Raw genomic sequence first — 13,076 nt, forward strand, 5'->3', positions numbered from 1 at the left:
CGGGGGCAGGGCCCCCGCGTTATCGACATGAAAAACAAGCTGCTCCTGATCATCCTCGACGGCGTGCCCTACGCCAACTGGCGGCGCTATTTCGGCAATCTCGAGGGCTGGGTTGCCTCCGGCGAGGCGCGGGTCTGGAAGATGCGCGCGGTGCTGCCCTCGACCTCGGCCTGCTGCTACGCCTCGATCCATACCGGCGTCACGCCACAGGTCCATGGCGTGACCTCGAACGAGACCATCTTCCGGCTCAGTCAGCCCGATGTCTTCGGCCAGGTCCGCAAGGCCGGCGGCGTCACCGGGGCGGTCGCCCATTCCTTCTGGTCGGCCTTCTTCAACCGCGCGCCCTTCGACATGGTGCGCGACATCGAATACGACGAGCCCGAGAGCGACAGCATCAACCACGGCCGCTTCCACACCATGACCGGCTATGGCCTGATCAACCAGATGACGCCCTCGGATGCCGATCTCTTCGCCACCCTGACCATGTTGTGCGAGCGTCACGGGCTCGATTACGGCATGCTGCATACCTGCACGCTGGACAGCATGGGCCACCGCTTCGGCCATGACTGCACCGAGATGGACTATTCCTGCGCGATGATGGACGCGATGCTGGCCGCCTTCCTGCCGCGCTGGCGGGCGGCGGGCTACGAGGTCATCGTCACCGCCGATCACGGCCAGTCGATCCGCGGCCATCACGGCGGCGCCGGCGAGGACCAGCAGGATTTCGCGCTCTACTATTTCGGCGATGCCGAGGGGCCGGAGCCGGGCGCGGTGCTCGACCAGCTGGCGCTGGCGCCGACGGTGCTGGGCCGGATCGGGGCCGAGGTGCCTCAGACGATGCGCGCGGCGCCGTTCCTGAGCTAGGCCGGGGGCGCTGCCCCCGGACCCCCGGGATACTTGTCAGCAGAAAGTGGACCGGGAAAGGGTCCGTCAGCTGGCGTAGTCGCTGCCTTCGCGGTCGAGAATTTCGCGCAGGTCGCGCAGGTGGGCGGCGGCGGTGTCGACCGGGTAGTCCTCCCATTCCTGCGCCGTCTTCTCGGCGATCTCGTCGGGCAGGACGCGCAGCGGCCGGTCGGTCTGCAGGGCGCGGATATAGGTCTCGGCGGCGCGTTCGAAATAATAGAGCCGGTTGAAGGTCTCGGCCACCGTCTCGCCGATCACCAGCACGCCGTGATTGCCCATGATCATCGTCTTGATCTTGGGGCTGGCGAGCAGGCGGGCGCAGCGGGCGCCCTCGTCCTCGAAAGCCATGCCGCCATAGCCGCTGTCGACGACGTGGCGGTTGAAGAACATGGCGCTGTTCTGGTCGACCGGCGGCAGCCGGCTGTCGGCGAGGCTGGCCAGCACGGTGGCGTGGATCGAATGGACATGCATGACGCAGCGGGCCTGCGGGCAGGCGCGGTGGATGGCGCCGTGCAGGCCCCAGGCGGTCGGGTCGGGCGCGTCGGGGCGGTTCAGCGTCTCCGGGTCGCCGGCGTCGATCTCGAGCAGCTCCGAGGCCCGGATCAGCGCGAAATGGCGCGCGTTCGGGTTCATCAGGAAGCGGGTGCCGTCGTCGTTGACGGCAAGGCTGAAATGGTTGGCGACGGCCTCGTGCATCTCCAGCCGGGCGGTCCAGCGGAAGGCGGCGGCAAGGTCGCAGCGCTCGCTCCAGTGGGTGATGTTGGCGGGCGGGGGCGTTCCCGGGGCGTTCATGGCGTTTCCTCTCCGTAAGGCCAGTCGCCGCGGGCGAGGGCGGCGATGGCGGCGGTGATGCGGGTGAAGCTGTCGCGAATGCGGCTGACGGTGCTGCGGCCGCGCAGGTAGCCGTGGACGAGGCCCTTTTCCAGCACCCAGTGGGCGCGGCCGCCCTCGGCTTCGACCAGCGCGCAATAGGCGCGGGCGTCGTCGGCCAGCGGGTCGCATTCGGCGCTGAAGGCGACCGTCGGCGGCAGGCCGGCGAAGCTGGCGGCCCAGAGCGGCGCGGCGGTCTCGTCATCCTCGGCCACGCCCTCGGCACGGCGGATCTGGCCGTAATAGAGCACCTCGGCCCGGGTGAGCATCGGCGCCTCGGCATGGCTGAGGTAACTGCCGCGGTCGGGATCGCCGCCGAGGCCGGGATAGACCAGCACCTGGCCGGCGAGCGGCAGCTCGGCCTTGGTCGCCTGGGCCACGGCGGCGGCGAGGTTGCCGCCGGCGCTGTCGCCGGCCAGCACCAGCGGGCCGGGGAAGGCGGCGGCCACCGCCCGGGTGGCGGCGATTGCGTCGTCATAGGCGGCGGGGTGGCGGTGCTCCGGCGCCAGCCGGTAATCGACCGCGACCACGCGGCAGCCGGTCGTGGCGCAGATCTCGGCGCAGATGTCGTCGTGGCTGTCGAGCCCGCCGACGACGAAGCCGCCGCCGTGGTAATAGACCACCGTCGCCACCGCCTCCGGCCCGTCGTAGCGCCGGCAGGGCACGCCGCCGAAGGCCGCGTCCTCGGCGGTCACCCCGGGCGGATAGCCGTTGTGGAAGGCGCGGCACATCCGGTCGTAGACGGCGCGCTGTTCGGCGACGCTGCGCTCGGTGGCGTCGGCCGGGTAGTAACGCTCGGTGTCGCGGATGAAGGCCCAGGTTTCGGCGTCGATCAGCTGGTTGTAGTCGGGCATCGGGTCTCTCGATTGCGGGTCCCGTTCAGTCTGCGCCGCCCCGGCGCCGGGTGCAACGCGATTGCCGGCCCGCAGGGGGCGGGGCGGCGGCAAGGGGGCGCTCACGCGGGGTCACGCAAGGGTGACGGCGTGTGAGCGCAAGCGTCACCGCGCTGACAAGATGTCGCGCCTAGGTTGTCCCCGCCTGCCGGTCCCGCATGGCCGCCGGGCCGTTGATACCGTTCACACAGAGGGAAACCGGAATGTCCATCTCCTCCAAGGCCGTGCTGTCCGGCTGCAGCGCGCTGGCCGTCGCCTGCGCGATGTCGGCCGCCGCCCCGGCCCAGGCCGCCGCCGGGCGCAACACCGCCACCCCGATCAAGCACCTCGTGGTGATCTTCCAGGAGAACGTCTCGTTCGACCACTACTTCGCCACCTACCCGAAGGCCGCGAACCCGAAGGGCGAACCGGCCTTCACCGCCGCCGCCGACACGCCGAAGGAGATCGACACCCTGGCCCATGCCGGGCTGCTGACGCAGAACCCGAACTCGACCGCGCCGTTCCGGCTCGACCGCAGCCAGGCCGCGACCCAGGACCAGAACCACGGCTACACCGCCGAGCAGGCCGCCTTCGACAACGGCAAGATGGACCTGTTCCCCGAGAATACCGGCCGGGCCGAGAAGGGCGGCGAGGGCGCCTTCGGCACCAAGGGTCTGGTGATGGGCTATTACGACGGCAACACCGTCACCGCGCTGTGGAACTACGCCCAGCACTACGCGATGAGCGACAATTCCTTCTCGTCCACCTTCGGCCCCTCGACCCCGGGCGCGATCAACCTGATCTCGGGCCAGACCAACGGCATGACCCTGCCGCCGGGCTACCAGCTCGAGAAGGACGGCAGCTATGACAAGGGCCGCGTCGTGCCCGACGGCAATGGCAGCTGGACGATGATCTCGGATCTCGACCCGACCGGCGATGTCTGCTCGAAGGGCAAGACGGCGCTGATGACCGGCCGCAACATCGGCGACATGCTGAACGACCAGGGCATCAGCTGGGGCTGGTTCGAGGGCGGCTTCGACCTGACCGCGACCAATGCCAACGGCACCACCGGCTGCGGCCGCAAGACGCTGTCGGACGTGACCAAGGTCAACATGGTCGACTACATCCCGCATCACGAACCGTTCCAGTATTACCCGTCGACCGCCAACCCGACGCACAAGCGTCCGTCCTCGGTCGCCGCGATCGGCACCAGCCACGACGGCGGCGCCAATCACCAGTACGACATGAGCGACTGGTACGCCGCGCTGAAGGCGGGCAACCTGCCCAGCGTCAGCTTCCTCAAGGGCCGCGGCTACCAGGACGGCCATGCCGGCTATTCCGACCCGCTGGACGGCCAGGCCTTCATCGTCAAGGCGGTCAACGCGCTGCAGCAATCGCCGTTCTGGAAGGACACCGCGATCATCGTCGCCTATGACGACTCCGACGGCTGGTACGATCATGCCCATGCCATCGTCAACGCCTCGAAAATCCCGCTGGCCGGCTATGACAAGGTCAGCGGCGACAAATGCGGCAGCGGCATCGCCCTGCCGGGCGTCGAGGGCAAGCCCGCCCAGGGCCGCTGCGGCTACGGCACCCGCCAGCCGTTCCTGGTGATCTCGCCCTATGCCAAGCAGAACTACGTCGATCACACCCTGACCGACCAGTCGTCGGTGATGCGCTTCATCGAGGATAATTGGATGGGCGGCCAGCGCCTCGGCCAGGGCTCGTTCGACGCGGTCGCCGGCTCGATCGACGGCATGTTCGACTGGAGCCATGCCGCCGCCGGCGCGCTGGTGCTCGACCCGGTCAGCGGCCAGCCCAAGGGCTGATCCGGCGAAATGAGCAACCGGTTGCTCTTCAAGGCCGTCCCGGCGGCCCGGGCCGCGAGCGTCCTGCTCGCGGTCCTCACCGCCGGGGCGGTCGCCCTGCCCGCGGCGCGGGCGGGGCAGCAGGCACCGCAGCTCAGCGCCGTGGCGCAGCTGGGCAAGGCGCTGTTCTACGACACCACCCTGTCGGGCAGCGGTCGGATGTCCTGCGCCAGCTGTCACGACCCGGCCAATCACTACGCGCCGGCCAATGGCCGCGCGGTCCAGCTCGGCGGGCCCGATCTCAGCCGCCCCGGCCTGCGCGCCGTGCCGACGCTGACCTACAAGACCTTCACCCCGGCCTTCTCGATCGGCCCCGAGGATCCGTCGCAGGAGTTGAACGAGGTCTCGCCGATGGCGATCGCCGCCGGCAAGACCTCTGCCGCGGCCGTGCCGCTGGCGACCCGGGCGCCGGCCACCGCCAAGGGCGCCAACGCGGCGGCGAATATCGTGCCGCGCGGCGGCATGTTCTGGGACGGGCGCGCCGTTTCGCTGCAGGGCCAGGCGATGGGCCCGCTGCTGTCACCCTTCGAGATGGCCAATCCCGACATCGCGACGCTCTACGCCAAGCTGCGCGCCGCCCATGGCAAGCAGATCGCGGCCCTGTTCGGCGCCTCGGTGCCGGACGATCCGCAGATGACCGTCTCGGAAGCTGCCTTCGCCATCGCCCGCTACCAGGTCGAGGACCCGTCGTTCCACCCGTTCAGCAGCAAATACGATGCCTACCTGCGCGGCGCGGCCCAGTTGAGCCCGGCCGAGGCGCGCGGGCTCAAGCTGTTCGAGGCCCCGGACAAGGGCAATTGCGCCGCCTGCCACCTCGACAAGCCGGGGCCCGACGGCCGGCCGCCACTGTTCACCGATTTCGAATACGAGGCGCTGGGCGTGCCGCGCAACCCGGCGATCCCGGCCAATGCCGACCCGTCCTATCACGATCTCGGCCTCTGCGGTCCGCTGCGCCACGACGCCTATGCCCGCCAGCCGCGGAATTGCGGCCTGTTCAAGACGCCCACCCTGCGCAACGTCGCCAGCCGCAAGGCGTTCTTCCACAACGGCGTCTTCCACGCGCTGAAGGACGTGCTGCGCTTCTACGTGCTGCGCGACACCGATCCGGGCGCGGTCTATCCCAGGGGGGCGGACGGCCGGCTGCGGCTCTACGATGACCTGCCGGCCCGCTACAGCGGCAATATCGACCATGCCGACGCCCCGTTCGACCGCCATCCGGGAGATCCCCCGGCGCTGAGCGTGGAGGAGCGAAGCGATATCGTCGCCTATCTGCGCACGCTCACGGACGGCTACGTTCCGGGGCACTGAGACGGTAGTCTCGGCGCCGGGTATCGGCTATTCTTTCCGGGCGTATCGCAAGACACGCGGTGGGGAATCATATTGTCTGAAACCATTTCATTTCCGGGCGTCGGCGGTGGCGAACTGGTGATCGTCGCCCATGGCGCCCCGTCCGATCCGGAACCGCAGCAGCAGGCGCTCGAGGCGCTGGCGACAGAGGTGGCGGCGCTGCTGCCCGGGGACTGGCGTGTCGGCGGGGCGACATTGGCCCGCAAGGGGGCGCTGGAAACCGCGCTGGCGGGCATGGACCGGCCGCTGGTCTACCCGTTCTTCATGGCGCAGGGCTGGTTCACCGGCACCGAATTGCCGCGGCGGCTGGCCGCCGCCGGTCGCGGCGAGGCGCGGCAATTGTTGCCCTTCGGGCTCGATCCGGCCTTGCCCGGGCTGGTCATGCAGGCGGCCCGGCAGGGCGCGGAACAGGCCGGGCTGGCCCCCGGCGAGGCGGGGCTGGTGCTGGCTGCGCATGGCTCGGCGGTCTCGCGCGGGTCGGCAACAGCGACGACGGCATTGGCCAGGGAAATCGCCGCCTGCGGGACCTTCGCGCGGGTCGAGGCCGGCTACGTCGAAGAGGCCCCCTATCTGGCCGCGATCGCCTGCGGGATGGGACCTTCGGTCTGCCTGCCGCTTTTCGCCCAGCGCGCCGGCCATGTCACCCGTGACGTGCCGCGGGCGCTCGAGCAGGCCGGGTTCGAGGGGCCGCTGCTGCCGCCGATCGGCGCCCATCCCGGCGTGCCGGCGCTGATCGCCGCCGCGGCTGCGCGGGCCGTCACCGAGTAGACCGGCAAGCCGGCGGCTCAGGCGGTCTTGGCGGCCAGGTAGGCGGTGGCGCGGTCGGCGGTCGCGATCTGCGGATAATCCGCTTCCGGGATCGCCACCCCGAAGCGCTTGTTCAGCGCGATCACCAGGTTGAGCACGTCCATCGAGTCGAGTTCGAGATCGTCCTGCAGGTGGTCGCCGCCGCCGATGCTGTCGGCGTCGAGGTCGGGAGCGACGTTGATCAGTTCCTCGATAAAGGCTTGGCGGATTTCGGCGTCGGTCATAGGGCCTCCGGGGCTTGCAGTCTGTCTTCGATCTCGCTGAGGAAACGGGCGCCGAGGCGGCCGTCGCTGACCCGGTGGTCGGCGGCCAGCGTCAGGGTGATGGCGGGGCGGGCGACCACCGCGCCGTCCCTGACCAGCGCCATCTGCTGCGGGCTGCCGGCGGTCACCAGCGCCACCTGCGGCGGCACGATGATGCCGGCCATCGCCTCCACCCCGCTCTCGCCGAGGCTGGAAAGGGTCAGCGTGCCCATGTTCATCTCGGAACTGCGCAGCCTTCCGGCGCGGGTGCGGGCGGTGACGTCGCGCATCGCCGCCATCAGTTCGGGAAGACCGAGCGTGTCGGCATCGAGGATCGCCGGCGCCACCAGCCCGCCGCCGCGCAAAGCCACGGCAAGGCCGAGATGGACCCGGTCGGAGGGCTCGAAGCCGTCGGCGTAATGGCCGTTGAAGCCCTTGACCGCCTTGGCCGCCAGCGCCGTCGCCTTCATCAGGATGGCGCCCATCAGCAGCCGTTCCTCGGGCGGCCGGGCGGCGTTCTGGGCTTCGAGCCAGTCGGTGGCGGCGCCCAGGTCGATCGTGTGGGTCATGTAGTAGTGCGGGATCTCGCGTTTCGAGCGGGCCATCGCGGCGGCGATCGCCTTGCGCATCTCGGTCAGGGCCGCGGCGCGGTCGCCGCCCGCCGGTTTCGGCGCCGGCTTGGCGGCAGGCGCGCCGGTCTCGACATCGGCCAGCACGATGGCGCCGCCGGGGCCGGAGCCTTTCACGGTGGCAAGGTCGATCCCCAGTTCCGCCGCGCGGGCCCGGGCGGCGGGCGAGGCGGCGATACCGGTCGCGGCGACTTGCGGCGCCGGGGCCGTCGGGGCAGGGGCCTTCGCCGGCGCGGCCGCCGGTTCCGGCGCCTTGACCGGGGCCGGTTCCGGTGCAGACGGCTCAGGGGCGGCGGGGGCCTCGCCCGCGCCGCGGATCACCGCCAGCGGCGCGCCGACGGGCAGGGTCTGGCCCAGCTCGGCCTTCAGGGTCTCGACCGTGCCGCCCTCGAAGACCTCGATCTCGATGGCGCCCTTCTGGGTCTCGACCACGGCGACGATATCGCCGTGCTTGACGGTGTCGCCCGGCTTCACCAGCCATTCGACCAGCTTGCCGTCCTCCATGTCTGCCCCCAGCGAAGGCATCTTGAACACGCCCATCGCTCAGCCCTTCCCGACGGCGGTCTTGGCGGCGGCGACGATGGCCGGGACCTGCGGCACCGCCGCGTCCTCGAGATGCTTCGGGTAGGGGATCGGCACCTCGACCGAGCAGACCCGGCCGACCGGCGCGTCGAGATGCCAGAAACCCTGCTCGCCGATCCGCGCCGCGATCTCGGCCGAGAGCGAACCCGAGCGCCAGCCCTCGTCGACGATCACCGCCCGGCGGGTGCGGGAAAGCGAGCCCAGGATCGTGGCGTCGTCCAGCGGCCGCAGCACCCGCAGGTCGATGACCTCGGCCTCGATGCCGTCCTTCGCCAGCTCCTCGGCCGCCTCCAGCGTCTTGTAAAGCGAGCCGCCATAGGTGATCAGCGAGACATCGGTGCCAGGCCGCCGGATCGCGGCGGTGTCGATCTCAACCGGGCCGGCATTGGCGGCGATCTTGCCGGTCATGTTGTAGAGCATGACATTCTCGAAGATCAGCACCGGGTCCGGGTCCTGCAGCGCCGTCCACAGCATGCCGCGCGCGTCCTCCAGCGTCGCGGGGGCGAGGACCCGCAGCCCGGGGATATGGGCGAACCAGCCTTCGAGAGAATGCGAATGCTGGGCGGCGAGCTGCTTGCCCGCGCCGGTCGCCATCCGGATCACCACCGGCACGTTGAACTGGCCGCCGGACATATGGCGGATGGTGGCGGCGGTGTTCATGATCTGGTCGAGGGCGAGCAGCGAGAAGTTGACCGTCATCACCTCGACGATCGGCCGCATGCCGGCCGCCGCCGCGCCGATCCCGGCGCCGGTGAAACCGGATTCCGACAGCGGCGTGTCGCGGATCCGGTCCTCGCCGAACTCGGCCATCAGCCCCTTGGAAACGGCGTAGCAGCCGCCATAGGCGCCGACATCCTCGCCCATCAGGAAGACCCGCTCGTCGCGCTGCAGCGCGTCGCGGATGCCCTGCTTGGCCGCCTCGCGATAGGTCATCTCGACCGTCTCGGCCGATGGCGCGGGGGCCGGAGGCGGGGCCGGACGGTCCTCGGCCACGACATGCTTGGTCAACGTCTCCAGCGGCTCCCAGTCGCTCTGTTCGGCGAAGTCGACCGCCGCCGCGACCTCCTCGGCCACCGCGGCCTCGATCTCGGCCACTTCGGCGTCATGGATCAGGTTGTTCTCGCTCAGCCAGCCCTGGAAGCGGACGATCGGCCCTTTCTCGCGCCAGCTTTCGATCTCGGATTTCTCGCGGTAGAGCTGGGCGTCGAACATCGAATGGGCGCGGAAGCGGTAGGTGAGGCATTCGAGGAATTGCGGCTTGCCGGTCTCGTGGATCGTCTCCAGCGCCTTGCGCGCTGCCGCCTCGACCGCGACCACGTCCATGCCGTCGACCTGGTGCGACTCGATACCGTAGCAGGCGGCCTTCTCGTGGATGTCGGTCACCGCCTCGGTCCGGGCGAGGGCCGAGCCCATGGCGTAGCCGTTGTTCTCGCAGACGAAGAGCACCGGCAGCGACCACAGCGCGGCGAGGTTCATCGACTCGTGGAACTCGCCCTCGGCCGCCGCGCCCTCGCCGAAGAAACAGGCGGTGACGCCGGGCGCCTTGGCCATCTTGTCGGCCAGCGCCAGCCCGACGGCCAGCGGCAGGCCGCCGCCGACGATGGCGTTGCCGCCGTAGAAATTGCGTTCCGCGTCAAAGATGTGCATCGAGCCGCCGCGCCCGCCGGAACTGCCGGTCGCCTTGCCATACATCTCGGCCATGACGGCGTTCATCGGCACGCCGCGCAGCAGGGCGTGGCCGTGTTCGCGATAGGTGGCGACGATGCGGTCCTCGGGCCGCAGCACCGGAATGACGCCGGTCGCCACCGCCTCCTCGCCGTCATAGAGGTGGAGGAAGCCGCGGATCTTTTCCTGCGTGTAGAGCTCGGCGCATTTGTCCTCGAAGCGGCGGATGCGGATCATGCCGGTGAGCAGCTCGCGCAGGTGGGCATGGGTCAGGTGAGGCTTGTCGCTCATGTCTCGTCACTCTCCAGCGTGGAAATGTCGCCTTCCGGCAGGCCCAGTTCGCGTGCTTTCAGCAGCCGGCGCATGATCTTGCCCGAGCGGGTCTTGGGCAGGGTGTTGCGGAATACCACCTCGCGCGGGGCGACGGCGGGGCCGAGCTTCTTGCGGGCGAGGCCGCGGATCTCGCGTTCCAGCTGCTCGGAGGGCTCGAAGCCCGGGTTGAGCGCGACATAGGCCTTGACCACCTCGCCCGCGGTCTCGTCCGGCAGGCCGATGGCGGCGGCCTCGGCCACCGCCGGGTGCTCGATCAGCGCGCTTTCGACCTCGAAAGGGCCGATCAGGTGGCCCGAGGACTTGATCAGGTCGTCGGCCCGGCCGACGAACCAGAAATAGCCGTCCTTGTCGCGCATCGCGAGGTCGCCCGACAGGTACCAGCCGTCGACGAAGCATTTGTCGTAGCGCGCCGGTTCGTGCAGGTATTCGCGCATCATCGAGGGCCAGCCGGGCCGCAGCGCCAGCTCGCCGATCTCGCCGGGCTTGCACGCGCGCACCCCGTCCTTGCCATGGTCGACGATGCCGGCCTCGATCCCTGGCAGCGGCTTGCCCATCGAGCCGGGGTGGATGTCCATCGCCCTTGTGTTGGCGATCATGATGCCGCCGGTCTCGGTCTGCCACCAGTTGTCGTGGAACGGCCGGCCGAAGACATCGTTGCCCCAGATCACCGCCTCGGGGTTCAGCGGCTCGCCGACCGAGGCCATGAAGCGCAAGGTCGAGAAATCATAGGGCGCCGCCGCCGCCTTGCCGGCGCGCATCATCATCCGGATCGCCGTCGGCGCGGTGTACCAGACCTCGATCTTCTCGTTCTGGAGGAGGCCGTACCAGCGATCGGTGTCGAAATCGGCCTCGTCGACGATCATCGTCACCCGGTTTACCAGCGGCGAGATGATGCCGAAGGAGGTGCCGGTGACCCAGCCGGGATCGGCGGTGCACCAGTAGCGGGTGCCGGGCGTCAGTTCGAGCGCGTAGCGCCCGGCGGCGACATGCATGACGACCGCCTGATGGACGTGGACGGCGCCCTTGGGCCGGCCGGTGGTGCCCGAGGTGAAATGGATCAGCGCCGGGTCCTCCGGCTGGGTCGCGACCACCTCGAAGGTATCCGAGGCCACCGCCATCGCCGGCCCCAGCGCGACGCAGCCCTCGGGCGCCTCGTCGCCGAGGATCAGCACCAGCTTCAGCGACGGGATCTCGTCGCGCCACTTGGCGATCTTGCGGCGGTAGATCGATTCCGTGGTCACCAGCGCCGTCGCCTCGCCGATCTCCATCCGCATCCGGATCGGGTCGGGCCCGAAGGCCGAGAACAGCGGCGTGAAGATCATCCCCGCCTTCAGCGTGCCGAGCGCGGCGACATAGAGTTCGGGCACCCGTTCCGACAGGGCGTAGAGCCGGTCGCCCGGTTCGAGGCCGTGGTCTTTCAGCAGGTTGGCGAAGCGGGCGGTTTGCGCGGTCAGCTCGGCATAGGAGAACTCCCGCCGCTCGCCCGCCTTGCCGAACCAGATCAGCGCCGTCTGGCCGCCGTGTCCCGCCGCGACATGGCGGTCGAGCGCCTCGTAGGCGATGTTCAGCCCGCCGCCCGGCAAGCCGTCGAGCATGTCGCGCGCGGTGTCCCAGGTGAAGCTCTCGCGCACTGCCTCGGTCAGCGTCGCCTCGGTGCGGTCCGCGTCCGATTTGCGGATGATCTCCATGGCCATGCCCTGCTCCTCCCTCCACACACACAACACCGAACCGGCAGGACGCACCGGCCGGTGCCCTTGACTTGAGGGTGAGTCTGTCAGGGGGTTTTCCCCGCCGCATTGATCGAGATCACGACGCCGGGGCGGGGCCCTGGCGGCGCTTCAGCGGGCCAGCGCCGACTTGGGCAGCATCATGTGGCTGCCCTTCTGTTCGTTGACCAGCTGGGTTATGCGGGCGTCGCCGATCAGGCTGAGCAGCATGAAGGCCCGGGTGCGGTCGAGATCGGTGATCTCGGTCACCCAGTCGATCATGCGCCGGATCGCGTCGCGGGCGGCGGTGTCGAGATCCTCGTGCGTCGCCATCGAGATCAGGTGATCCGGTGTCTCGGCGCGCGGGAAGTCCCAGTGCAGGTCCTTGCGCAGGATCAGCTCGAACGTGCCTTCCAGCGCCGTCTCGATCGCGGTGATGCAGACCTCGCCGTCGCCCTGCACGCCATGGCCGTCGCCGACCGAGAACAGCGCCCCCTCGGCATGGACCGGCAGGTAGAGCGTGGTGCCGGCGACCAGTTCTTTGAGGTCGATATTGCCGCCATGGGCGCGCGGCTGGATCGTCGAGATCGCGCCCCAGTTCGGCGGCGGCGCCACGCCCATGACGCCGAAGAACGGTTTCAGCGGCAGCTCGGTGCCCCAGGGCAGCCGGCCGATGCCGCGCGCGGCGTCGAGGTCGATGATGATCTGGGCGGCCGCGTCGAAATCGAGCGGCAGGGCGCCGGCAAGGGGGCGGACGATGGTGTAGCCCCAGTCCTGGCGCAATTGCACGTCGCGGATCCGGACCTCGAGCACGTCGCCCGGCTCGGCCCCGCGCACCGCCACCGGGCCGGTGAGGATATGACCCGGCACCCGCCGCGCTGCGTGCTCGTGGATCGCCAGCAGCTCGGGCGGCACGTGGTAGCCGTCGCCGGGCAGGTTGCCGGGCCCGCCCGAGACGGTCTCGATCACCACCGTATCGCCGCTGTCGACGGTCAGCGCCGGCGGCAGGGCGGCGTCGAACCAGCCCCAGTGCACGGTTTTCGGATCGGCGGTCAGCCGGTGCTCGGCCATCTCGGTCTCCTTTCGTCCGGTCCTCGGTCGGTGCCATCGGAGCAGCTTGCGTCCCCGCCGGCAATGGCTTTGAGGCGCGGAATGGGGTCGGCGGAACACCTTGGCGCGTTTTCTTGCCCTCCGCTCGCGGCGGTGCCCGTCTGGCGGGCGCAGCGATGACCCATTTTCAAATTGGTGCATT

General features: G+C 69.8%; 11 protein-coding genes. 4 read left to right on the top strand and 7 right to left on the bottom strand.

Annotation, left to right across the window (positions count from 1 at the left end; genetic code table 11):
- Positions 1 to 27 precede the first annotated feature (27 nt).
- On the top strand, positions 28 to 864 hold the full coding sequence (locus tag ACFOES_RS15830) for an alkaline phosphatase family protein (RefSeq protein ID WP_377834283.1): 837 nt from the start codon (positions 28 to 30) through the stop codon (positions 862 to 864).
- A 66-nt stretch (positions 865 to 930) separates the two neighbouring features.
- Here ACFOES_RS15830 and ACFOES_RS15835 read toward each other — a convergent pair whose 3' ends face one another.
- Together ACFOES_RS15835 and ACFOES_RS15840 are read right to left on the bottom strand one after the other, a co-directional pair.
- Positions 931 to 1,695, bottom strand: coding sequence for a class II aldolase and adducin N-terminal domain-containing protein (locus tag ACFOES_RS15835; protein ID WP_377834284.1), 765 nt, complete (start codon positions 1,693 to 1,695; stop codon positions 931 to 933).
- Entirely contained in the window at positions 1,692 to 2,627 is a 936-nt protein-coding gene (locus tag ACFOES_RS15840) for an alpha/beta hydrolase (RefSeq protein ID WP_377834285.1), read from the bottom strand. The genes ACFOES_RS15835 and ACFOES_RS15840 overlap by 4 nt, the downstream gene beginning before the upstream one ends.
- A 242-nt stretch (positions 2,628 to 2,869) precedes the next feature.
- Here ACFOES_RS15840 and ACFOES_RS15845 point away from each other — a divergent pair, with 242 nt between their 5' ends.
- From ACFOES_RS15845 to ACFOES_RS15855, 3 genes are all read left to right on the top strand, one after another.
- The gene (locus ACFOES_RS15845; RefSeq protein ID WP_377834286.1) at positions 2,870 to 4,474 is read left to right on the top strand and encodes a phospholipase C; all 1,605 of its coding nucleotides are present in this window, start codon (positions 2,870 to 2,872) and stop codon (positions 4,472 to 4,474) included.
- Between the two features lie 9 nt (positions 4,475 to 4,483).
- The gene (locus ACFOES_RS15850) at positions 4,484 to 5,821 is read left to right on the top strand and encodes a cytochrome-c peroxidase (protein WP_377834287.1); all 1,338 of its coding nucleotides are present in this window, start codon (positions 4,484 to 4,486) and stop codon (positions 5,819 to 5,821) included.
- A 72-nt stretch (positions 5,822 to 5,893) separates the two neighbouring features.
- Complete coding sequence (locus tag ACFOES_RS15855) at positions 5,894 to 6,628, top strand: CbiX/SirB N-terminal domain-containing protein (protein ID WP_377834288.1); 735 nt, start codon at positions 5,894 to 5,896, stop codon at positions 6,626 to 6,628.
- 17 nt (positions 6,629 to 6,645) lie between these two features.
- On the opposite strand, the gene ACFOES_RS15860 is transcribed toward ACFOES_RS15855, so the two are convergent.
- The 5 genes from ACFOES_RS15860 to ACFOES_RS15880 form a co-directional block, all read right to left on the bottom strand.
- Complete coding sequence (locus ACFOES_RS15860) at positions 6,646 to 6,891, bottom strand: acyl carrier protein (RefSeq protein ID WP_377834290.1); 246 nt, start codon at positions 6,889 to 6,891, stop codon at positions 6,646 to 6,648.
- Complete coding sequence (locus tag ACFOES_RS15865) at positions 6,888 to 8,078, bottom strand: dihydrolipoamide acetyltransferase family protein (RefSeq protein WP_377834292.1); 1,191 nt, start codon at positions 8,076 to 8,078, stop codon at positions 6,888 to 6,890. Before ACFOES_RS15865 ends, ACFOES_RS15860 begins: the two co-directional genes overlap by 4 nt.
- A gap of 3 nt (positions 8,079 to 8,081) precedes the next feature.
- The gene (gene pdhA, locus ACFOES_RS15870; RefSeq protein ID WP_377834294.1) at positions 8,082 to 10,076 is read right to left on the bottom strand and encodes a pyruvate dehydrogenase (acetyl-transferring) E1 component subunit alpha; all 1,995 of its coding nucleotides are present in this window, start codon (positions 10,074 to 10,076) and stop codon (positions 8,082 to 8,084) included.
- Positions 10,073 to 11,812 (bottom strand): acetate--CoA ligase, encoded by a 1,740-nt coding sequence (acsA, locus tag ACFOES_RS15875; protein WP_377834296.1) that lies wholly within the window; start codon positions 11,810 to 11,812, stop codon positions 10,073 to 10,075. The genes pdhA and acsA overlap by 4 nt, the downstream gene beginning before the upstream one ends.
- Positions 11,813 to 11,956: 144 nt before the next feature.
- A complete protein-coding gene (locus ACFOES_RS15880; RefSeq protein ID WP_377834298.1) occupies positions 11,957 to 12,895 on the bottom strand; it encodes an acetamidase/formamidase family protein in 939 nt (312 codons plus the stop codon).
- Positions 12,896 to 13,076 lie beyond the last annotated feature (181 nt).

The organism is Acidimangrovimonas pyrenivorans, from assembly GCF_042643245.1.
Lineage (GTDB): Bacteria > Pseudomonadota > Alphaproteobacteria > Rhodobacterales > Rhodobacteraceae > Acidimangrovimonas > Acidimangrovimonas pyrenivorans.

Excerpts from the sequence above, each read along its gene's own strand:
- pdhA (WP_377834294.1), bottom strand. The coding sequence starts at position 10,076 with ATGAGCGACAAGCCTCACCTGACCCATGCCCACCTGCGCGAGCTGCTC.
- ACFOES_RS15850 (WP_377834287.1), top strand. The coding sequence starts at position 4,484 with ATGAGCAACCGGTTGCTCTTCAAGGCCGTCCCGGCGGCCCGGGCCGCG.
- ACFOES_RS15835 (WP_377834284.1), bottom strand. The coding sequence starts at position 1,695 with ATGAACGCCCCGGGAACGCCCCCGCCCGCCAACATCACCCACTGGAGC.
- ACFOES_RS15830 (WP_377834283.1), top strand. The coding sequence starts at position 28 with ATGAAAAACAAGCTGCTCCTGATCATCCTCGACGGCGTGCCCTACGCC.
- ACFOES_RS15865 (WP_377834292.1), bottom strand. The coding sequence starts at position 8,078 with ATGGGCGTGTTCAAGATGCCTTCGCTGGGGGCAGACATGGAGGACGGC.
- ACFOES_RS15880 (WP_377834298.1), bottom strand. The coding sequence starts at position 12,895 with ATGGCCGAGCACCGGCTGACCGCCGATCCGAAAACCGTGCACTGGGGC.
- acsA (WP_377834296.1), bottom strand. The coding sequence starts at position 11,812 with ATGGCCATGGAGATCATCCGCAAATCGGACGCGGACCGCACCGAGGCG.
- ACFOES_RS15860 (WP_377834290.1), bottom strand. The coding sequence starts at position 6,891 with ATGACCGACGCCGAAATCCGCCAAGCCTTTATCGAGGAACTGATCAAC.
- ACFOES_RS15845 (WP_377834286.1), top strand. The coding sequence starts at position 2,870 with ATGTCCATCTCCTCCAAGGCCGTGCTGTCCGGCTGCAGCGCGCTGGCC.
- ACFOES_RS15840 (WP_377834285.1), bottom strand. The coding sequence starts at position 2,627 with ATGCCCGACTACAACCAGCTGATCGACGCCGAAACCTGGGCCTTCATC.